This is a genomic window from Pseudomonas muyukensis (assembly GCF_019139535.1).
Classification (GTDB): Bacteria; Pseudomonadota; Gammaproteobacteria; order Pseudomonadales; family Pseudomonadaceae; genus Aquipseudomonas; species Aquipseudomonas muyukensis.
This window is the reverse complement of record NZ_CP077073.1, coordinates 2,792,424-2,811,875: the sequence shown is the minus strand read 5'-3', so window position 1 is coordinate 2,811,875 and position 19,452 is coordinate 2,792,424. Positions and strand designations below refer to the sequence as shown.

The following is a 19,452-nucleotide window of genomic DNA, read 5'->3' as shown; positions in this document are numbered from 1 at the left end:
TCTGCCGCCAAGCCCTCTATCCCATGCCCTTCGAACTCACTGTAGAACCGCTCACCCTGCTGATCCTCGCCCTGGTCGCCTTCGTCGCCGGTTTCATCGATGCCATTGCCGGCGGCGGCGGCTTGCTGACCACGCCGGCGCTGCTCACCGCCGGCATGCCGCCGCACCTGGTGCTGGGCACCAACAAGCTCAGTTCCACCTTCGGCTCGGCCACTGCCGGTTTCACTTATTACCGGCGCAAGCTGTTCCACCCGGCCCAGTGGCGCCCGGCGCTATTGGCCACCCTGGTGGGCGCGCTGCTCGGCGCGGTGATCGCCCACTACATGCCTGCCGAGTGGTTGAACAAGATGCTGCCGGTGATCGTCTTCGCCTGCGGGGTTTACCTGCTGTTCGGTGGTACGCCCAAGGCGCCGCTGGACGCCGACGCGCCGATCAGCAAGAAATGGCAGTTCCCCCAGGGTTTCACCTTGGGCTTCTACGACGGCGTCGCCGGGCCTGGCACGGGTGCGTTCTGGACCGTCAGCACCCTGCTGCTGTATCCCATCGACCTGGTCCGGGCCAGTGGCGTGGCGCGCAGCATGAACTTCGTCAGCAATATCGCGGCGCTGACGGTGTTTGTCATTTCCGGGCAGGTGGATTACATCGTCGGGCTGTGCATGGGGCTTTCGGTCATGGTCGGGGCGTTTTTCGGGGCGCGGACGGCGATTAGCGGGGGGAGCAAGTTTATTCGACCGGTGTTTATTGCGGTGGTGCTGGCGTTGACGGTGCGGTTGGTTTGGCAGCATTGGGTTGGGTAGCGGGTCTGGATCTGGATCTGGATCTGGATCTGGATCTGGATCTGCAGTGATTGTTTTGATTCTTGTATGCGCATTCATTGGCTATGTCGACGCACAGTCACCTTTTCGCCCTTACGGCGACCTACTTTTGCACGCGGGCAAAAGTAGGCAAAAACCGCTCGCTCCATTCATCCGGCCCCTACGCTTCGCTCCGGGGTTCCCTCGCTCCGTTCTTGCTCCCGTGGGGACCGCGCTGTACGCCCCATCCTGGGGCGCAGCGCTCGACGGCCATCCATGGCCGTCGCCCCACTACGCAAGAACTCCACTCGGCCTCCTGAAGTCGCAATTGGCGGCGCCTGAACTATCGCGCGCTTAGAAGCAAAATCAAGAGCAGATCAAGAGCAGATCAAGAGCAGATCAAGAGCAGATCAAGAGCAGAGATTTTTGGTTTGTTAGTTGGAAATGTGTTGTTTGTTGCGATGCTCCGCAATGCGATCCGGAGTTCCCACTGATTCAACTAGCGACTAGCTGCGCCAGTGCAGGCGCCGCCCGTAACTTCGCGACTTCAGGAGGCCGAACGCAGGCCTTGCGAAGGGAGGTGACGGGCATGGATGCCCGTCAAGCGCTGGGGCCCAGGATGGGCCCTACAGCGCGGTCCTCCCGGGAGCAAGGCCGGAGTGAGGGAACCCCGGAGCGAAGCGTAGGGGCCGGATGAATGGAGCGCCACGGCTTTGGTTACTTTGGCCACGACCAAAGTAACCCGCCGTAAGGGCGGAAAGGTGATTGTGCGTCGACATAGCCAATGTATGCACTTACAACTGAAAAAACCCACGCCAACCGTCTTTGACTTTGACTTTGACTTTGACTTTGACTTTGACTTTGACTTTGACTTTGACTTTGACTTTGACTTCCAGAGCGTGGATTTTGAAAGTTATATACGCATTCATTGACTACGCGTCTACATCGCAAATGAATGCGCGCTCCCATCAAAACCACCAACCATCAAAGCAAACCAGCATCAGGCAGGCAAAACAGGCTCCACCAACCCCAACCGCCGCGCCACATACAGATCGATCAGATACCGCGCAATCGACCGCCCCGCCGGCAACGGCGGCAAGTCGTGAACACTGAACCACTGCGCATCCTCGATCTCATCCGCCTGCATGACAATCTCCCCCCCCGCATACTCAGCATGAAACCCAAGCATCATCGAATGCGGAAACGGCCAGCACTGACTGCCAACGTACTGAATGTTCTTCACCTCCACCGCCACCTCTTCACGCACCTCGCGCACCAGGCACTCCTCCGCCGACTCACCCGGCTCGGCAAAGCCGGCCAGGGTGCTGTAGACCCCGCTGACAAAGCGCGGCGAACGCGCCAGCAGCACCTCGTCGCCGCGGGTGATGAGCACGATCATGCTCGGCGAAATACGCGGGTAGCTGCGCAAGTCGCAGGCCTGGCAGTACATCGCCCGCTCCCAGCGAATCTGGGTCATCGCCTGGCCGCAGCTGCCGCAAAAGCGATGCTCACGCGCCCAAGTGCCAATCTGCGCGGCATAACCCAGCACCCTGTAGGTGTCGAAGTCACCTTCGAGCATGAACCGACGCAGCCCCTGCCAGGCACAACCCGGCACTTCGCTGGCGCCGCGCAGTTCGAGCAGGAACACCGGTTGGCCGTCGAAGCGACCGATGCCATGCTCGCACAGCACATCGAGATCCTGGCGCTTGAGCCAGTCGCGGGGGAACAGCGCGCCGTTGCCGTCCATCAGGAACCCTTCCGGGCTACGGGCGACGGCCAGCCCCCCGGTGATCTGCGGGTCGAGTACTGCGGTTGTCCAGCGTGCTGACATGGTTCGGGTTCCTAGGCTCTGTATGAACAGTCTTCAGACGAAGGTCAGGCAAGGCGAAAACAGCCGAGCAAGCGCAGTGTACTGGAGTACATGAGCATTGCTAGGCGGTTTTCAACGCAGCATGAACGAGTATCAAGGCTTTTCGTACAGAGCCTAAAAGGCGCCCGCCAACCCGGTCAGTCGGCGAACGTCGGTTGCTGTTTGCTCATGTGGGCGGCCACGGCCACCCGCAGGTCTTCGGACTGCAGCATGGCGGCGTTCCAGGTGGCGATGTACTCCAGGCCATCGTCGATGCGATGGTCGCGCATGTAGCTGAGCATCTCCTTGGTGCCGGCCACGGCGATCGGCGATTTTGCGGCAATCTCGCGGGCGATGGCAAAGACCCCGTCCAACAGCGCCGCCTGGTCATCATAGACGCGGTTGACCAGGCCAATGCGCAACGCCTCCTGGGCATCGACCATGCGCCCGGTGAACGCCAGCTCGCGCAGGATGCCGTCGCCGATGATACGCGGCAAACGTTGCAAGGTACCGACATCGGCAGCCATGCCCATGTCGATTTCCTTGATCGAGAACTGCGCATCGCCGGCACAATAACGCATGTCACACGCCGAAATCAGGTCGATCGCGCCGCCGATGCAGTAGCCCTGGATCGCCGCCAGCACCGGCTTGCGGCAGTTGTCCACGGCGTTGAACGAACGTTGCAGACGCAAGATGGTACGCCGCAGCACCCGGGCGTTACGGCCGGTGTCCTTGCCCAGTTGCTGGGCCAGGGAGGCCAGCATCATCAGGTCGATGCCCGAGGAGAAATGCTTGCCAGCGCCGCTGATCACCACCGCGCGCACCGCATCGGTGTCGTCGATCCACTGGAAGATCTCGACAATTTCCTCCCAGAACGCAGCGTTCATGGCGTTGATCTTTTCCGGGCGGTTGATCTGTACGTGGGCGATGTTGTCGGTCAGTTCAACCTTGAACGCGGTGTATTCGGTCACGGACGGCACTCCATTGGGGAAAGGATTCACGAGACAGGATCTTAGCGCACCCGCAAGGCCGCGCATGTGCCAAAAGCGGGACTGGATCCCTTGCACCCCGCGCCCTGATGGGGCACCTTGCGCCACTGCTGAATCAAAAGGATACAAATTCATGTCCCGTTCCCTGACCGGCGCCCTCGCCCATAGCTTCCTGGGCCAGTCGCCGCGTTGGTACAAGGCCGTCATCTGCCTGTTCCTGCTCCTCAACCCGTTGCTGCTGGCGACCCTCGGCCCGGTCGTCACCGGCTGGGTGCTGGTGATCGAATTCATTTTCACCCTCGGCATGGCGCTCAAGTGCTACCCGTTGATGCCCGGTGGCCTGCTGCTGGTGGAGGCGCTGGCGCTGCGCATGACCACGCCCGAGGCCCTGTACCAAGAGCTGCAGCACAACTTCCCGGTGATCCTGCTGCTGATGTTCATGGTCGCCGGCATCCACTTCATGAAGGAGCTGCTGCTGTACCTGTTCTCGCGGATCCTCCTCGGCGTGCGCAGCAAGGCCATGCTGGCCCTGCTGTTCTGCGTGCTGTCGGCGTTTCTGTCGGCGTTCCTCGACGCCCTGACCGTGACCGCGGTGATCATCAGCGCGGCGGTGGGCTTCTACGCCGTGTACCACCGCGTCGCCTCCGGCAGCAACCCACGCGAAGACAGCGCGCTGGACAGCGACCAGCACATCCCCCAGTTGCACCGTGAAGACCTCGAGCAGTTCCGTGCCTTCCTGCGCAGCCTGCTGATGCACGGCGCGGTGGGCACGGCGCTGGGTGGCGTGTGCACCCTGGTGGGCGAACCACAGAACCTGCTGATCGGCCACGAGATGGGTTGGCACTTCGCCGAGTTCTTCCACCAGGTCGCCCCGGTGTCGATGCCGGTCCTGGCCGCGGGCCTGGTCACCTGCGTACTGCTGGAAAAGCTGCGCCTGTTCGGCTACGGCACGCTGATGCCCGAGCCGGTGCGCCAGGTGCTGGCCGCCTACGCCGCCGAGGACGATGCCGCGCGCACCCAGGCCCAGCGCGTGGCCCTGGTGGTGCAGGGCTTGGCCGCGCTGATCCTGATCGTCTGCCTGGGCCTGCACATCGCCGAGGTCGGGCTGATCGGCCTGTTGGTGATCGTGCTGATCACCGCCTTCACCGGCATCACCGACGAGCACCGCCTGGGCCGTGCGTTCCAGGACGCCATGCCGTTCACCGCGCTGCTGGTGGTGTTTTTCGCGGTGGTCGCGGTGATCCACCAGCAGCAGCTGTTCAGCCCGCTGATCGCCTGGGTGCTGGCGCTGCCCAGCGAGCAGCAGCCGGGCATGCTGTACCTGGCCAACGGCCTGCTGTCGGCGATCAGCGACAACGTGTTCGTCGCCACCATCTACATCACCGAGGTCAAGCAGGCGTTCGTCAACGGCGCCATGAGCCGCGAGCACTTCGAGACCCTGGCGGTGGCCATCAACACCGGCACCAACCTGCCGAGCGTGGCTACGCCCAATGGCCAGGCCGCGTTCCTGTTCCTGCTGACCTCGGCGATCGCGCCGCTGATTCGCCTGTCGTACGGGCGGATGGTGTGGATGGCCTTGCCCTATACCGTGGTCATGGGTGGCCTGGGTTGGTGGGCGGTGACTTACTGGCTGTAACGCCCGCCCTGGGCCTGCCGACACCGGCATGGCCGGTGCCATCCACCGAGTCGCCTGGTTCGCCAGCGAGCTGGCGCCTACCGGGCCGGCCGGTCGCGCTCGAACCGCGTCATGCCGGCAAACGCCGGCAACCAGGCCTCCCGCCGTATCACCCACAGCTCGTAGGTCGGCCTGAAGCGGTTCGGCTCATCCAGCGCGCCAAGGTGCACCTCCACTTCATCGCCGCTGCGGGCGAACACCGACGACCCGCACCGCGGGCAAAAGTGCCTGCCCGCATAGGCCGTCGCCTCGCCGGTGACCTGCACAGCATCCTCGGCGAACATCGCCGAAGCGCCGAACAACGCGCCATGGTGCTTGCGACAGTCCAGGCAATGGCACAGCCCGACCCGCCGTGGCTCGCCGCGCGCCTCGATGCGTAGCTGCCCACACAGGCAGCGCCCTGTCACCTTGTCCATCGTCCACCTCCTGCGTCTGTCCCGTGCAACGGTTGAGCCCAGGCTATCGTTCAAGGTTCCTGTCGATTCCAGCGCGCGCCGTTCGACTACCCAGCACATCCACCCGCGGAGCACTCCCCATGCGCAAGCTCATCGTTGCCGCCTTCATCACCCTGGACGGCGTCATGCAGGCCCCCGGCGGCCCGCAGGAAGACACCAGCGGCGGCTTCAGCCACGGCGGCTGGCTGCCGCCCTACGCCGACGAGGTCTTCGGCCAGGCGATGCAAGCCCTGTTCAGCCAACCCTTCGAACTGTTGCTGGGACGGCGCACCTACGACATCTTCGCCGGCTACTGGCCACAGGTCAGGGCCGACTCGGAAAACCGGCCCATGGCCGACCTGCTCAATGGCGTGGCCAAGCACGTCGCCACCCACCACCCCGGCTCGGTCGGCTGGCACAACAGCCATGCCCTTGGCACCGATGTAGCCAAGGCGGTGCAAGCGCTCAAGCAGCAAGACGGCCCACCACTGCTGACCCAGGGCAGCGGCGAACTGGTGCGCCAGCTATTGGCCGCCGGGCTGGTGGACGAACTGTACCTGCTGGTCCACCCGCTGCTGCTCGGCCGCGGCAAGCGCCTGTTCGGCGATGACGCCGAGGCCGCGGCGTTCACCCTGGTGGAGTCCGCCGCCTCGCCCAGCGGCGTGCTGATTACCCGCTACCAGCGCAGTGGCGCGGTGCGTACCGGCACGTTCGAGGAGGTTTGACCAGCCGTGAAGGTCGCCGCGAGCTACCGCGCGCCGTTCGGGCTCGAACTGCCCTGGGTGGTCATGCGCAAGGTCATGCGCCGGGCCTGACTGCGGGTATACCATCGAGGTCCCGATCACGGAGACCCTGCCCATGTTGCCCACCGCCCCTTCCCTGCACAGCGCCCGCCGGGCCAGGCTGCAAATCTTGCGCGGGCGGGTCGGCCTGGGGCTGGTGGCGGGCTTGTCGGTGCTGGCGGGAATGACCGATGCCATCGGCCTGCTGGCGCTGGGCGACTTCGTTTCGTTCATGAGCGGCAACACCACGCGCCTGGCGGTGGCGATCAGCCAGGCGGACCTGGCGCTGATGGCGCGCCTGGCCCTGGCGATCCTGAGTTTCGTGCTGGGCAACGCCCTGGGCGTGCTGCTGGCCCGGCGCTTCGGTCGGCGTGCCTCGCCGCTGTTGCTGGTGGTCGCCGCCCTGCTGGCCGGCGCCGCGGCCTGGCCCTTGCCCCTGTCGCTGCCGGCGCTGGTGGCGGCGATCCTGGCCATGGGCATGCTCAATGCCGTGGTCGAGCAGGTGAACGGCCTGCCCATCGGGCTGACCTACGTCACCGGGGCGCTGTCGCGCTTTGGCCGGGGCCTGGGGCGCTGGCTGCTGGGCGAGCGGCGCCATGGCTGGCGGGTCCAGCTGGTGCCGTGGAGCGGCATGTTGCTGGGGGCGGCGCTGGGCGCCTGGCTGGAGCTGCGCCTGGGCTTGCTGGCGCTGGCGGCCAGCAGCGCGCTGGCGTGTGTGCTGGCGTTGGTGACGCTGTTCGTGCCGCGGGCATGGCAGTTGGGCTACATGCCACGTTGAGCGGGGTTTTGTGGGGCGGGTAGGCGTCCCCGCAGCAATGCCCAACCCGGCTGTCACGCCACCGTCATGCAACTGTCGTAATCTGCAGCGCACCTCCGTGGCAAAGGTCACCGGCATGCCTCGCCTGCTCTGCTTCCTGCTGTGCCTGCTGCCAGCCCTGGCCTGGGCCGAGCCTGCGCAACTGCGCCTGCAGGGCTCCAACACCATTGGCGCCGCCCTCGCCCCGGCGCTGGTCCGTGGCCTGCTCCAGGCCCAAGGGGCCAGCGCCATCGAAACCCTGCCCGGCACCCTGGCCAACGAAACCCAGATCCGTGCCCACGATCGCAACGGCCAGCCACTGCGCATCGACATCGCCGCCCATGGTTCAAGCACCGGCTTCATTGCCCTGGCCAAGGGCGATGCCGACCTGGCCGCCGCCTCGCGCCCCATCAGTGACCGCGAAGCGCTGCAGCTTGAGGCCCTGGGCAACCTGCGCAGCGCCAACGCCGAGCAAGTGATCGGCCTGGACGGCGTGGCGGTGATCGTGCACCCGGACAACCCGCTGGCGCAGTTGACCACTGCGCAACTGGCCCTGGTGTTTGCCGGCCAACTCCAGCGCTGGGAGCAACTGGGCGTGGCCGGCGGCGCCATCCACCTGTACGCCCGCGACGACCGCTCCGGCACTTTCGAAACCTTCAAGGCGCTGGTGCTCGACCCCGCGCAGCGCAGCCTGTCCGAACAGGCCCGCCGCTTCGAATCAGCCGATGCGCTGGCCGCGCAGGTCAAGGCCGACCGCCAGGCCATCGGTTTCAGCAGCCTGGCCACGGTGCACGGGGCCAAGGTGCTGGCGGTGGCCGCAGGCGACGCCCCGGCCCTGGCGCCCAGCCGCGCGCTGGTGGCCAGCGAGGACTACCCGCTGTCGCGCCGGCTGTACTTCTACCTGCCGGCCAATGCCAAGCCCCAGGCTCGCGCCCTGGCCGAGTTCGCCCAGAGCCCGGCGGGCCAGGCCATCGTCGCCGAGCAAGGCTTCGTCGCGCAGCAGATCAAGGCCCTGCCGGTGCCCAGCCAGGCCGACATGCCACCGCGCTACCGCGCCCTGGCCAGCGAGGCCCAGCGCCTGAGCGTGAACTTCCGCTTCCAGGAGGGTAGCGCCGGCCTCGACAACAAGGCCCTGCGCGATGTGCAGCGGGTCGGCGACTACCTGCGCCAGGCCGGCAAGTTGCACAACAAGGTAGTGCTGGTGGGCTTCGGCGACCCCAAGAACACCCCGGGCCGCGCCGCCCTGCTGTCACGCCTGCGGGCCATGGCCGTGCGCCGCGAACTGGCCCGCGAAGGGGTGCAGGTCAAGACCGTGGCCGGCATGGGCGACGAACTGCCGGTGGCCGGCAACGACCTGGAACAAGGGCGCCAGCGCAACCGCCGGGTCGAGGTCTGGGTGTACTGAGCGCTCAACGCCCCTCGGGCAATTCGACCCGCGCCAGCAACCCGCCCTCGGCCCGGTTGCGCAAGGTCAGCTCGCCGCCCTGCTCGCGAACGCTTGCCCGCGCCGCCGACAGGCCCAGCCCTACCCCACCGGTGTCGCGGTTGCGCGAGCCTTCGAGGCGGAAGAAGGGATCGAACACCCGTTGCAGCGCCTCCTCGGGAATGCCCGGCCCCTCGTCGTTGACCTCGATGACCAGGCGATGCTCGTCACGGTACAACGCGATCCGTGGGGCCCGGGCATATTTCACGGCGTTTTCCAGCAAGTTGACGATCACCCGCTTGGTCGCCAGCGGGCGGCCATCGTGGACCAGGTGCGGCGGGCCGCTGAAGCCCACGGCAACCCCCTGGTCGCGGTAATCGTCGACGATGGTCTGCAGCAGCTCCGACAGGTCGTACGCCGTGCGCTGCTCCAGTTGCGTGCCCTCGCGAAAGAACGCCAGGGCGGCGTTGATCATGCTCTGCATTTCCTCGACATCGCGCACCAGCTTGGCCTGCAGTTCCTGGTCCTCCATGAACTCGCTGCGCAGGCGCAGGCGGGTCAGCGGCGCGCGCAAGTCGTGGGAGATGGCCGCGAGCATGTGGGTGCGCTCGCGAATGAAGTGCTGGATCTGCGCCTGCATGATGTTGAAGGCGATGATCGCCTGGCGGATTTCCTCCGGGCCTTCGATGGCGATGGGCGGTGCCTGCAGGTCGCCACCGAAACGCCGCACGGCGCTGGCGAAGCGTTGCAAGGGATTGGCCAGCTGGCGCGTGGCGAGCCAGGCCACCAGCAAGGTGGCCAGCAGCCCGAGGCCAAGGATCACCGCGAGCCGCGCCTGCAGGCTCAGGCCCCAGCTGCGCTCGGGCGGCACGAACGCCAGCCAGCTGCCGTCGCCCAGCTGCAGCAACGCCATGTAGTGCGCAGCGGGGCTGCCGGGTGGCCAGTTGTCGGGGTTGAACACTTCCATGTGCCGGGTCGTGCCGGACAACGCCCGCAATACCGGCTCCTTGCCCGGGTCGAGCTGGGCCCCGGCGCCGGGCAGCGCGAACCCGGCCCGCTGTGCCTGCCAGGTCACCTGCAACGCCGGCGAGCTGGCCGCCTCGGCCAGTCGTTCGCGCAAGGGCGCCGGCGCCGCCTCGATCAGCCGGGTGGTCACGGCCATCTGCTCGAGCAGCCCGGTGCGCTCGATGGGCGGCCGCGCCCAGTTGCCGGCGAGCTGGACGAACAGCGCGTTGAGCGCCAGCGAGGCGAGCAAGGCGGCGAAGATCGTCAGGGCGATGCGCCACCTCAGGGTGTCGCGCCACAACAAGCGGCGGATCACGGGCGAATGACCTTGGCGGTGAACAGGTAACCGCCATTGCGCACGGTGCGGATCAGCTCCGGGCGCTTGCTGTCCGGCTCGATCTTGCGCCGCAGGCGGCTGACCTGCACGTCGATGCTGCGATCGTACGCATCATGCCCATGGCCACGGGTCAGGTCGATCAGTTGCTCGCGGGTGAGGATGCGCTGGGGATGCTCGAGAAACACCACCAGCAGGTCGAACTCGGCACCGGACAAGGGGATCATCACCCGCTCGGGCGAGCGCAGTTCGCGGCAGGTGATGTCCAGCTGCCAGCCGGCGAAGCCGATCAGCGGCCGGGCCGCTTCCAGCGGGGCGCTGGGCTCACTGGCCCGCCGTTGCAGGGCGCGTACCCGCGCCAGCAATTCACGGGGGTCGAACGGCTTGGTCAGGTAGTCGTCGGCGCCCAGCTCCAGGCCGACGATGCGGTCGCTGAGCTCGGCCATGGCGGTGAGCATGATGATCGGAATGCCGGTTTGCGCGCGCACCTTCTGGCACAGGCTCAGGCCGCCCTCGCCCGGTAGCATCAGGTCGAGGATCAGGGTATCGGGGCGTTGCTCGGCAATCGCCGCCCACATCGCCTGCCCTTCGGCGGCCAGGTCCACGTCATAGCCATGCTGGACGAAGAACTTCTTCAGCAAGGCGAGGATTTCCACATCGTCGTCGACGATCAGCAGTCGGCTCACGGTCACTCGGGTCCACGGTGAAAAAGGCCAATCTAGCGCCATTGCCTGGCCCAGGTCATTTATTTCAACCGCGCAACATTGCGTCGGCGCCGACATCAAGCAGACATCACCCGGCAACGCGGCGTCGCCACCCTGTGGGCCTTTCACTCCCAGGAGGGTTCCCCTTGCACAGCACGCCCCTGATCCTCAGCCAACGCGCCACGGCACGCGCCGACGATGCCCCCTTGGTCATCCAGCAAGTGAGCCTGGAGCTTACCGAAGACCAGCAGCAGGTCACCCTGCGTCGCTACTTCGAGCACTATGGCCCGGACAGCGGCGAATGGGTCGAGTACCTGCATACGGTGAGCACCCGCGAGCTGGTGCACTGGCTGATGGCCCAAGGCAGCTTGCGCATCGAATGCCCGCAAGGCACCGCTGGCGCCCGTGAGGGCGTGCAAGGGTGAGGCGCCTGGGTACCCTGGCGCTGGCCCTGAGCGCCGGCCTGGCCCTGGTGGCCTGCAGCAACCGCACGCCGCAGGCGGGTTTTCTGCCCGACTACAGCCGCCTGACCGCACACCAGGCCCCTTCCGGGCGCGAAGTGCTCAGCTGGGTCGACCCGCGCTGGCCGCGCGGGCGCTACATCGAGGTGTACCTGGCGCCCAGCCGGTTCTACCCTGCGCCCACGCCAACCTCGCGCATTCCCCAGGCCACCCTCGAACACATCAGCCGCTACTACGACCAGGCGCTGAGCGCCGAGCTGGGCAAGGTCATGACCCTGGTCGAGCGGCCCGGCCCGAACACGCTGGTGATACGGCCGGCCATCACCCGGGTCAGCGCCGACACCCAGGGCCTGCGGTTCTACGAGTGGCTGCCGGTGACCCTGGTCGCGGCCGGGGTCAGCAGCGCGGCAGGCATTCGCGACCGCGACAGCCAGATCGCCACCGAACTGCTCTTCGAATCCGGCACCAGCGGCCGGGTCATCGCCGAGGCGATGTTCACCGGCACCGGCGTGCCACTGGACAACGACCGCCAGGTGATGACCGTCGAGCACCTCAAGGCGGTGCTCGATGGCTGGGCCAGCGACGTGCGCCTGGCCTACGCCGCCGATTACCGCTAGGGCCGGCGAACAGTTGACCCTGCCCGGCCGGCGCGCCATGCTGGGCGCCCCCTGCTGCCTGCTGCCCAAGACCATCATGCTCACCTGGCTGACCCGCGACTCGCTGACCTTCCCGCCCCTGGAAAAGGCCCTGCACGACCCCAATGGCCTGCTCGCCGCGGGCGGCGACCTGACCCCCGAGCGCCTGGTCGCGGCCTATCGGCATGGCTGCTTCCCCTGGTACCAGGATGGCCAGCCGATCCTCTGGTGGTCGCCAGACCCGCGCACCGTGCTGTTTCCAGACGAGCTGCACGTGTCCCGCTCGCTGGCCAAGCTGATCCGCCAGGGCCGCTACCAGGTGAGTTTCGACCGCGACTTCGCAGCGGTGATCGCCGCCTGCGCCGCGCCCCGCGACTATGCCGACGGCACCTGGATCACCGACAACATGCGCGCCGCCTACTGCGAGCTGCACCAGCGCGGCATCGCCCATTCGGTGGAGGTACGCCAGGACGGCGAGTTGGTCGGCGGCCTGTATGGCCTGGCCATGGGCCGGCTGTTCTTCGGCGAATCGATGTTCAGCCGCGCCGACAACGCCTCCAAGGTCGGCTTCGTGACCCTGGTGCAACACCTGCACCAGGCCGGCTTCGTGCTCATCGACTGCCAGATGCCGACCAACCACCTGCACAGCCTGGGCGCCCGCGCCATCAGCCGGGCCAGTTTCGCCGAGCACCTGGCCTGTTACCTGGACCAACCCAACGGCGCCAGCTGGGTCGCCTAGGCGAGTTCCCGGAGCTGGCTTACACTTAGAGACAACGTCTCACCGAAGGGGTTGATCATGACAGAGCTGGCGCGGTTGAAGTTCTATGCCACTCAACCCCACTCCTGCAGCTACCTGCCGGACGAGCAGGCGACCACGCTGTTTCTCGACCCGAGCCAGCCGATGGACGTGCACGTGTATGCCGACCTGTCGGAAATGGGCTTTCGCCGCAGCGGCGACCACCTGTACCGCCCGCATTGCCAGAACTGCAACGCCTGCGTGCCAGCGCGCATCCCCGCCGCGCGCTTCATCCCCAACCGCCAGCAGCGCCGCATCCTCAAGCGCAACGCCGACCTGAGCGTCAACGCCGTGCGCCCGGTGTTCAAGGAAGAGTACTTCGACCTGTACCGGCGCTACATCGAGCAACGCCACGCCGATGGCGACATGTACCCGCCCAGTCGCGACCAGTTCTCCACGTTCCTGGTGCGCGACCTGCCGTTCTGCTGGTTCTACGAGTTCCGCCTGGCAGGCCGGCTGCTGGCAGTGGCGGTGTGCGACTTGCTGCCCAACGGCCTGTCGGCGGTGTACACCTTCTATGAGCCCGAGGAGGAGCGCCGCAGCCTGGGGCGCTACGCCATTCTCTGGCAGATCACCGAGGCGCTGCGCCAGAACCTCGAGGCGGTGTACCTGGGCTACTGGATCAAGAACTGCAAGAAGATGAACTACAAGACCCAGTATCGCCCGATCGAGCTGCTGATCAACCAGCGCTGGGTCACCCTCAATTGAAAGCATTGGCTTGAAACACAATTTTCGGGCATAATCCACGCCACTTTTTTTGCCCGGTGCAGTCGTGCGTCGGGCCATCACTGGACACCGAGGGCTTTACTGCATGTCGAAAGAAGACAGCTTCGAAATGGAAGGCACTGTCGTCGACACCCTGCCCAACACCATGTTCCGCGTGGAGTTGGAAAACGGGCACGTCGTTACCGCGCACATCTCCGGCAAGATGCGCAAGAACTACATCCGTATTCTCACTGGCGACAAGGTCCGCGTCGAACTGACGCCCTACGACCTGAGCAAGGGCCGCATCACCTACCGTGCGCGCTAAGCTCAAGCCATGAAAAAGCCCGGCCATGTGCCGGGCTTTTTTGTGCGCGCGGGATAGGTTCGTCGCGTAGGAGCCGGCCTTGCCGGCGAACACGGCACAGGTGTCAAGCACCGCGTTGCCTGGTTCGCCAGCAAGGCTGGCTCCTACGGCCCTGGGCAGGCCATGGGAGCCCTGGTTTACGCAACCTCTGCCGTGGTCTCGTAGTCGAACACCAGTTCACCATCGCGCAAGTCGATGTGCACCACGCCGCCATGCTCGGCCAGCTCGCCGAACAGGATCTCCTCGGCCAGTGGCCGCTTGATCTTGTCCTGGATCAGCCGCGCCATTGGCCGCGCGCCCATCTGCACATCGTAACCCGAGGCCGCCAGCCAGCCGCGGGCGGCGTCGCTGACTTCCAGCAACACGCGCTTGTCTTCCAGCTGCGCCTGCAGTTCGATGAGGAACTTGTCGACGATGCTCTTGATCGTCTCGTGGGACAGGCGGCCGAACTGGATGATGGTATCCAGGCGGTTGCGGAACTCCGGCGTGAAGCTCTTGCGGATGACTTCCATGGCGTCGGACGAGTGGTCCTGGTGGGTGAAGCCGATCGAGGCCCGCGCGGCGGTTTCGGCGCCGGCGTTAGTGGTCATGATCAGGATCACGTTGCGGAAGTCCGCCTTGCGCCCGTTGTTGTCGGTCAGGGTCCCGTGGTCCATCACCTGCAGCAGCAGGTTGAAGACTTCCGGGTGGGCCTTCTCGATTTCATCGAGCAGCAGCACGCAATGCGGTTGCTTGGTGATCGCTTCGGTCAGCAGGCCACCCTGGTCAAAGCCGACATAGCCCGGCGGCGCACCGATCAGGCGCGACACGGTGTGCCGCTCCATGTACTCGGACATGTCGAAGCGCACCAGTTCCACCCCCAGCGCCTTGGCCAGCTGGCGCGCGGCTTCGGTCTTGCCGACACCGGTAGGGCCGGCGAACAGGAACGAGCCGACCGGCTTGTCCGGCGCTTTGAGCCCGGCACGGGACAGCTTGATCGCGGTGGCCAGCGAGTCGATGGCCGGGTCCTGGCCGAACACGGTCAGTTTCAGGTCACGCTCGAGGTTGCGCAGCAGTTCCTTGTCGGAGCTGGTGACATGCTTGGGCGGAATCCGCGCGATCTTGGCGACGATGTCCTCGACCTGCGGCACGTCGATGCGCTTGACCCGGTTGGCTTCCGGTTGCAGGCGCTGGTAGGCGCCGGCTTCGTCGATCACATCGATGGCCTTGTCCGGCATGTGCCGGTCATTGATGTAGCGCGAGGCCAGTTCGGCGGCGGCGCGCAGGGCTTCGTCGCTGTACTCGATGTTGTGGTGGCTCTCGAAACGGCCCTTGAGCCCACGCAGGATACCCACGGTGTCTTCCACCGAAGGCTCGGTGACGTCAACCTTCTGGAAGCGCCGCGCCAGGGCGCGATCCTTCTCGAAGATGCCGCGAAACTCCTGGAAGGTGGTCGAGCCGATGCAACGGATGTCGCCGGACGACAACAGCGGCTTGAGCAGGTTGGAGGCGTCCATCACGCCACCGGAGGCGGCACCGGCACCGATGATGGTGTGGATCTCGTCGATGAACAGGATCGCCTGCGGGCGCTTGCGCAGCTCGCCGAGCAGCGCCTTGAAGCGCTTCTCGAAGTCGCCGCGGTACTTGGTACCGGCCAGCAGCGCGCCGAGGTCCAGCGAGTAGACCACGCTCTGGGCCAGCAGGTCGGGCACCTGGCCGTCGACGATGCGCTTGGCCAGGCCTTCGGCGATGGCGGTCTTGCCGACCCCGGCCTCGCCCACCAGCAGCGGGTTGTTCTTGCGGCGGCGGGCGAGGATCTGGGCAACGCGCTCGACCTCCTGCTCGCGGCCCACCAGCGGGTCGATACGCCCGGCGCGGGCCAGTTCGTTGAGGTTGCTGGCGTAGGCGTCCAGCGGATTGCTCGAGGACGACGCCTCGCCGCCCTCCTCGTCCTGCATGTCCTGGTCGCTGTCGGTGTTCGGCCCATGGCCCGGCACCTTGCTGATGCCGTGGGCGATGTAGTTGACCACGTCGATGCGCGCCACGCTCTGCTGCTTGAGCAGGAACACGGCCTGGCTTTCCTGTTCGCTGAAGATCGCCACCAGCACGTTGGCGCCGGTCACTTCGCGCTTGCCGGAGCTTTGCACGTGGAACACGGCACGCTGCAGCACACGCTGGAAGCCCAGGGTCGGTTGGGTCTCACGGTCCTCGTCATGCACGGGGATCAGCGGCGTGGTCGAATCGATGAACTCTTGCAGGTCGTGCTTGAGCTTGTCGAGATTGGCGCCACAGGCGCGCAGAACGGTCGCGGCAGCCTCGTTGTCAAGGAGTGCCAGCAACAGGTGTTCGACGGTCATGAACTCATGACGCTTCGAACGGGCCTCCTTGAAGGCCAGATTGAGGGTGACTTCGAGCTCGCGGTTTAACATAGCTTCACCTCATACCCAAGTGGTCGGCGATTAACCGTCCTTCTCGATTTCACAGAGTAGCGGATGCTGGCTTTCCCTGGCGTATTGGTTGACCTGCATGGCCTTTGTTTCGGCGATGTCACGGGTAAACAATCCGCACACTGCCCGCCCTTCGGTATGGACGGTCAGCATGATCTTGGTCGCCAGCTCGCGGTTCAGATTGAAGAACGTCTCGAGCACTTCGACGACGAAATCCATTGGCGTGTAGTCATCGTTGAACAAAACCACCTTGTACATCGGTGGCGCCTGCAGGATCGGCTTGGCCTCCTGAACCGCGAGACCCGCGCCGTCGTCCTCATGCCCGTCTTCATGCGACTGGGGGCGATCCTGATTGAATGTTAGTCGAATCTTACTGAGTACATGCATGGAAAGAATTTCATCATGATCGACAGGTTAAGGTTGTGGGTTGACCGCGCAGGCCATGCTGGGCGCGGGCGCCGCCTGACCTTGACTATCGGCAAAACGGTGTTACAACCAATAAGAACCCACCGTGGTCGATAAAGATCCGCGCAGTCAACCAGATTTTCTCGCATGGTGCGTATGCGGATGAAGTGGATGATACTCCAGTGATGGAGTCCTTTGCAGAGGGACATAGGGATGGCAAGCGGTAAAGTCAAGTGGTTCAACAATGCCAAGGGCTACGGATTCATCAACGAAGACGGCAAGACCGATGACCTGTTCGCCCATTATTCGGCGATCCAGATGGACGGTTACAAGACGCTGAAGGCCGGGCAAGCCGTACACTTCGAGATCATCCAGGGACCCAAGGGGCTGCATGCGACCGAGATAACAAGCGCGACTGTCAGCGCCCCGGCCGGCGCGACGAGCCCAGGCAATACCGTCCAAGCCTGATCCCTGCTGCATCTGCCGTTAAACGTAAAAACCGGTCGCTTCTTTAATTAAGGAGGCGACCGTTTTTTTAGGCGCGTCGCGTCATACCTGCCAAGGGCCAGGCGGCAGCCTTGCGGCGCCCCCTGATGCCCCCAGCCCAGAAACCTACATATGCTTGATCAATGCCTCGCCAAAGCCCGAGCTGCCCACCAAGGTCGCGCCGTCCATCAGGCGTTCGAAGTCATAGGTCACGGTCTTGGCCGCAATCGCGCCATTGGTCCCCTTGATGATCAGGTCGGCCGCCTCGGTCCAGCCCATGTGCCGCAGCATCATCTCGGCTGAAAGAATCACAGAGCCCGGATTGACCTGGTCCTTGCCCGCGTACTTGGGCGCGGTACCGTGGGTGGCCTCGAACATCGCCACCGTGTCGGACAGGTTGGCGCCCGGGGCGATGCCGATGCCGCCCACCTCCGCCGCCAGGGCGTCGGACAGGTAGTCACCGTTGAGGTTGAGGGTGGCGATCACGTCGTATTCGGCCGGGCGCAGCAAGATCTGCTGGAGCATGGCGTCGGCGATGGCATCCTTGACGATCACCTCGCGGCCGGTTTTGGGGTTCTTGAACTTCATCCACGGGCCGCCCTCGAGCAGTTCGCCGCCGAATTCGTCGCGGGCCACTTCATAGCCCCAATCCTTGAACGCGCCTTCGGTGAACTTCATGATGTTGCCCTTGTGCACCAGGGTCAGCGACTTGCGGTCGTTGTCCACCACGTACTGCAGGGCTTTGCGCACCAGGCGCTTGGTGCCCTCCTTCGACACCGGCTTGACGCCGATGCCGCAGTCCTGGTCGAAGCGGATCTTGGTGACGCCCATTTCCTCCTTGAGGAACCTGATCACCTTGTTCGCCTCGGGCGAGCCGGCCTTCCACTCGATACCGGCATAGATGTCCTCGGAGTTCTCGCGGAAGATCACCATGTCGACATCGCCCGGCTTCTTGACCGGGCTGGGCACGCCCTGGAACCACACCACCGGGCGCAGGCACACGTACAGGTCGAGCTGCTGGCGCAGGGCCACGTTGAGCGAACGGATGCCACCGCCGACCGGGGTGGTCAGCGGCCCCTTGATCGACACCACGTAGTCTTTCACCGCATCCAGGGTTTCCTGGGGCAGCCAGGTGTCCTGGTCATACACCTGGGTGGCCTTCTCGCCGGCGTACACCTCCATCCAGGCGATCTTGCGCTGGCCGCCATAGGCCTTGGCCACGGCGGCGTCGACCACCTTGATCATCACCGGCGAGACATCCACGCCGATGCCGTCGCCCTCGATATAGGGAATGATGGGGTTGTCGGGCACATTGAGCGAATGGTCTGCATTGACGGTGATCTTGCTGCCGTCGGCCGGAACCTTGATTTTCTGGTATCCCATGCTGCACTACTCCGCTGTTTCGCTGGTGTGATTGGAAAACGTGCGATGCAATGAGCCTAAACCACATCCGCCGACCTGCAAGGCGATCGCCTCAGCCACGCTCGTCCAGCAGTGCGCGGATCACCTGTTCCTGGCCGGCATAGTCGCCCTCGCCGAAATGCACATGGCGCACCTGGCCCTGGCGGTCGACGAAGTAATGCGCCGGCCAGAACTGGTTGCCCCAGGCGTTCCAGATCCGGTAGTCGTTGTCCACCGCCACCGGATAGTCGATGCCCAGCTGGCGAACCTGGGCGCGCAGGCTGTCGATATCCTGCTCGTAGGCGTACTCCGGGGTATGCACGCCGATCACCACCAGGCCCTGGTCGCCGTAGCGCCGGGCCCAGTCGTTGACGTGCACCAGGCTGCGCCGGCAGTTGACGCAGTCGTAGGTCCAGAAGTCCACCAGCAGCACCTTGCCCTTGAGTGCCTGAGCCTGCAACGGCGGCGAGTTGAGCCACTGCCGGGCACCGGCCAGCGACGGCATGGGGCCGTAGCTGTCGCGGGCCAGCAGGTGGCCGGCCAGCCCCAACCCGACCAGGGCCAGGACCACGCCGCCGGCCTTGAGCAGACGGCGCTGGCCGCGCGCCTCAGTTGTCATGGCAGCCACTGGTGGCATAGGTGCGGTACTCGACGCTCTGCGCCTTGCCCTGGGAATCGAGGTAGTCCATGCGGGTGTTGACCACGCCGCAGGTATTGCGCTGCTCGTCCTTGACCGAGAGTACTTTCTTCACGTCCAGCTGGTCGCCGTAGCGGTACTGCATCACGCTGGCCTGGTTGAGCGAAGCGCTGCTGGCCTGGGCAGTGAGGGCGCCGAGGCCAAGGGCGGCGAACAGGGCGGCGCTGGCGAGGGTCTTGAGGGTCATGGCATGTCTCCTGGTACGGGGCTGGGTGTGGGGAGGCAGTGCTCCCCGGTCGAGAGCCATTTCACCCTCGCCAGGTATCGCGCTTGTGTCCGCTCGGGCCCTGC

General features: G+C 65.3%; 21 protein-coding genes. 11 read left to right on the top strand and 10 right to left on the bottom strand.

Annotation, left to right across the window (positions count from 1 at the left end):
* Positions 1–23 precede the first annotated feature (23 nt).
* Positions 24–797, top strand: coding sequence for a TSUP family transporter (locus tag KSS95_RS12615; RefSeq protein WP_217847440.1), 774 nt, complete (start codon positions 24–26; stop codon positions 795–797).
* A 997-nt stretch (positions 798–1,794) separates the two neighbouring features.
* Here KSS95_RS12615 and nudC read toward each other — a convergent pair.
* Positions 1,795–2,625: an NAD(+) diphosphatase gene (gene nudC, locus KSS95_RS12610; protein ID WP_217847439.1), complete on the bottom strand. Its 831-nt coding sequence runs from the start codon at positions 2,623–2,625 to the stop codon at positions 1,795–1,797.
* Positions 2,626–2,801: 176 nt separating this feature from the next.
* Complete coding sequence (locus KSS95_RS12605) at positions 2,802–3,614, bottom strand: crotonase/enoyl-CoA hydratase family protein (protein ID WP_217847438.1); 813 nt, start codon at positions 3,612–3,614, stop codon at positions 2,802–2,804.
* 151 nt (positions 3,615–3,765) lie between these two features.
* On the opposite strand from KSS95_RS12605, the gene nhaB reads away from it, so the two are divergent.
* The gene (gene nhaB / locus KSS95_RS12600; protein WP_217847437.1) at positions 3,766–5,268 is read left to right on the top strand and encodes a sodium/proton antiporter NhaB; all 1,503 of its coding nucleotides are present in this window, start codon (positions 3,766–3,768) and stop codon (positions 5,266–5,268) included.
* Positions 5,269–5,345: 77 nt separating this feature from the next.
* Here the strand turns inward: nhaB and KSS95_RS12595 are convergent, their stop codons facing one another.
* A complete protein-coding gene (locus tag KSS95_RS12595) occupies positions 5,346–5,723 on the bottom strand; it encodes a GFA family protein (protein ID WP_217847436.1) in 378 nt (125 codons plus the stop codon).
* A 119-nt stretch (positions 5,724–5,842) separates the two neighbouring features.
* On the opposite strand from KSS95_RS12595, the gene KSS95_RS12590 reads away from it, so the two are divergent.
* The 3 genes from KSS95_RS12590 to KSS95_RS12580 all read left to right on the top strand — a co-directional run bounded on the left by KSS95_RS12590 (position 5,843) and on the right by KSS95_RS12580 (position 8,724).
* Positions 5,843–6,466, top strand: coding sequence for a dihydrofolate reductase family protein (locus KSS95_RS12590; RefSeq protein ID WP_217847435.1), 624 nt, complete (start codon positions 5,843–5,845; stop codon positions 6,464–6,466).
* A gap of 133 nt (positions 6,467–6,599) precedes the next feature.
* Positions 6,600–7,301 carry a YoaK family protein gene (locus tag KSS95_RS12585; protein ID WP_217847434.1) on the top strand — a complete coding sequence of 234 codons (702 nt, stop codon included), beginning with the start codon at positions 6,600–6,602 and terminating at the stop codon, positions 7,299–7,301.
* A 115-nt stretch (positions 7,302–7,416) separates the two neighbouring features.
* Positions 7,417–8,724, top strand: a complete 1,308-nt coding sequence (locus KSS95_RS12580) for a substrate-binding domain-containing protein (RefSeq protein ID WP_217847433.1) — start codon at positions 7,417–7,419, stop codon at positions 8,722–8,724.
* A 4-nt stretch (positions 8,725–8,728) separates the two neighbouring features.
* Here KSS95_RS12580 and KSS95_RS12575 read toward each other — a convergent pair whose 3' ends face one another.
* Positions 8,729–10,063 carry an ATP-binding protein gene (locus tag KSS95_RS12575; protein ID WP_217847432.1) on the bottom strand — a complete coding sequence of 445 codons (1,335 nt, stop codon included), beginning with the start codon at positions 10,061–10,063 and terminating at the stop codon, positions 8,729–8,731.
* Positions 10,060–10,809: a response regulator gene (locus tag KSS95_RS12570; RefSeq protein WP_217847431.1), complete on the bottom strand. Its 750-nt coding sequence runs from the start codon at positions 10,807–10,809 to the stop codon at positions 10,060–10,062. Before KSS95_RS12570 ends, KSS95_RS12575 begins: the two co-directional genes overlap by 4 nt.
* A 122-nt stretch (positions 10,810–10,931) precedes the next feature.
* Between KSS95_RS12570 and KSS95_RS12565 the strand changes: the two genes are divergently transcribed.
* From KSS95_RS12565 to infA, 5 genes are all read left to right on the top strand, one after another.
* Positions 10,932–11,210: a hypothetical protein gene (locus KSS95_RS12565; protein WP_225935492.1), complete on the top strand. Its 279-nt coding sequence runs from the start codon at positions 10,932–10,934 to the stop codon at positions 11,208–11,210.
* Positions 11,207–11,863, top strand: coding sequence for a DUF3313 domain-containing protein (locus tag KSS95_RS12560; RefSeq protein WP_217847429.1), 657 nt, complete (start codon positions 11,207–11,209; stop codon positions 11,861–11,863). The genes KSS95_RS12565 and KSS95_RS12560 overlap by 4 nt, the downstream gene beginning before the upstream one ends.
* A gap of 76 nt (positions 11,864–11,939) precedes the next feature.
* Complete coding sequence (gene aat, locus KSS95_RS12555; RefSeq protein WP_217853973.1) at positions 11,940–12,620, top strand: leucyl/phenylalanyl-tRNA--protein transferase; 681 nt, start codon at positions 11,940–11,942, stop codon at positions 12,618–12,620.
* Positions 12,621–12,677: 57 nt separating this feature from the next.
* Positions 12,678–13,385 (top strand): arginyltransferase, encoded by a 708-nt coding sequence (locus KSS95_RS12550; RefSeq protein WP_217847428.1) that lies wholly within the window; start codon positions 12,678–12,680, stop codon positions 13,383–13,385.
* A gap of 103 nt (positions 13,386–13,488) precedes the next feature.
* Positions 13,489–13,707 carry a translation initiation factor IF-1 gene (gene infA / locus KSS95_RS12545; RefSeq protein ID WP_002553999.1) on the top strand — a complete coding sequence of 73 codons (219 nt, stop codon included), beginning with the start codon at positions 13,489–13,491 and terminating at the stop codon, positions 13,705–13,707.
* A gap of 176 nt (positions 13,708–13,883) precedes the next feature.
* On the opposite strand, the gene clpA is transcribed toward infA, so the two are convergent.
* Both clpA and clpS read right to left on the bottom strand, forming a co-directional pair.
* Positions 13,884–16,154, bottom strand: a complete 2,271-nt coding sequence (clpA, locus tag KSS95_RS12540; RefSeq protein ID WP_217847427.1) for an ATP-dependent Clp protease ATP-binding subunit ClpA — start codon at positions 16,152–16,154, stop codon at positions 13,884–13,886.
* A 30-nt stretch (positions 16,155–16,184) separates the two neighbouring features.
* Positions 16,185–16,559: an ATP-dependent Clp protease adapter ClpS gene (clpS, locus tag KSS95_RS12535; protein ID WP_134691984.1), complete on the bottom strand. Its 375-nt coding sequence runs from the start codon at positions 16,557–16,559 to the stop codon at positions 16,185–16,187.
* Between the two features lie 231 nt (positions 16,560–16,790).
* On the opposite strand from clpS, the gene cspD reads away from it, so the two are divergent.
* On the top strand, positions 16,791–17,045 hold the full coding sequence (gene cspD / locus KSS95_RS12530; protein WP_217847426.1) for a cold shock domain-containing protein CspD: 255 nt from the start codon (positions 16,791–16,793) through the stop codon (positions 17,043–17,045).
* Positions 17,046–17,189: 144 nt separating this feature from the next.
* Here cspD and icd read toward each other — a convergent pair whose 3' ends face one another.
* The 3 genes from icd to KSS95_RS12515 form a co-directional block, all read right to left on the bottom strand.
* A complete protein-coding gene (icd, locus tag KSS95_RS12525; protein ID WP_217847425.1) occupies positions 17,190–18,446 on the bottom strand; it encodes an NADP-dependent isocitrate dehydrogenase in 1,257 nt (418 codons plus the stop codon).
* 91 nt (positions 18,447–18,537) lie between these two features.
* Complete coding sequence (locus KSS95_RS12520) at positions 18,538–19,053, bottom strand: thioredoxin family protein (protein WP_437179611.1); 516 nt, start codon at positions 19,051–19,053, stop codon at positions 18,538–18,540.
* Positions 19,054–19,072: 19 nt separating this feature from the next.
* The gene (locus KSS95_RS12515) at positions 19,073–19,348 is read right to left on the bottom strand and encodes a DUF2790 domain-containing protein (RefSeq protein WP_217847423.1); all 276 of its coding nucleotides are present in this window, start codon (positions 19,346–19,348) and stop codon (positions 19,073–19,075) included.
* Positions 19,349–19,452: the final 104 nt, after the last annotated feature.

Coding starts and splice junctions, on each gene's coding strand:
- nudC (WP_217847439.1), bottom strand. CDS start 2,625: ATGTCAGCACGCTGGACAACCGCAGTACTCGACCCGCAGATCACCGGG.
- KSS95_RS12550 (WP_217847428.1), top strand. CDS start 12,678: ATGACAGAGCTGGCGCGGTTGAAGTTCTATGCCACTCAACCCCACTCC.
- clpS (WP_134691984.1), bottom strand. CDS start 16,559: ATGCATGTACTCAGTAAGATTCGACTAACATTCAATCAGGATCGCCCC.
- nhaB (WP_217847437.1), top strand. CDS start 3,766: ATGTCCCGTTCCCTGACCGGCGCCCTCGCCCATAGCTTCCTGGGCCAG.
- KSS95_RS12515 (WP_217847423.1), bottom strand. CDS start 19,348: ATGACCCTCAAGACCCTCGCCAGCGCCGCCCTGTTCGCCGCCCTTGGC.
- infA (WP_002553999.1), top strand. CDS start 13,489: ATGTCGAAAGAAGACAGCTTCGAAATGGAAGGCACTGTCGTCGACACC.
- KSS95_RS12570 (WP_217847431.1), bottom strand. CDS start 10,809: ATGGCGCTAGATTGGCCTTTTTCACCGTGGACCCGAGTGACCGTGAGC.
- KSS95_RS12595 (WP_217847436.1), bottom strand. CDS start 5,723: ATGGACAAGGTGACAGGGCGCTGCCTGTGTGGGCAGCTACGCATCGAG.
- clpA (WP_217847427.1), bottom strand. CDS start 16,154: ATGTTAAACCGCGAGCTCGAAGTCACCCTCAATCTGGCCTTCAAGGAG.
- KSS95_RS12590 (WP_217847435.1), top strand. CDS start 5,843: ATGCGCAAGCTCATCGTTGCCGCCTTCATCACCCTGGACGGCGTCATG.
- KSS95_RS12585 (WP_217847434.1), top strand. CDS start 6,600: ATGTTGCCCACCGCCCCTTCCCTGCACAGCGCCCGCCGGGCCAGGCTG.
- KSS95_RS12615 (WP_217847440.1), top strand. CDS start 24: ATGCCCTTCGAACTCACTGTAGAACCGCTCACCCTGCTGATCCTCGCC.
- aat (WP_217853973.1), top strand. CDS start 11,940: ATGCTCACCTGGCTGACCCGCGACTCGCTGACCTTCCCGCCCCTGGAA.
- icd (WP_217847425.1), bottom strand. CDS start 18,446: ATGGGATACCAGAAAATCAAGGTTCCGGCCGACGGCAGCAAGATCACC.
- cspD (WP_217847426.1), top strand. CDS start 16,791: ATGGCAAGCGGTAAAGTCAAGTGGTTCAACAATGCCAAGGGCTACGGA.
- KSS95_RS12580 (WP_217847433.1), top strand. CDS start 7,417: ATGCCTCGCCTGCTCTGCTTCCTGCTGTGCCTGCTGCCAGCCCTGGCC.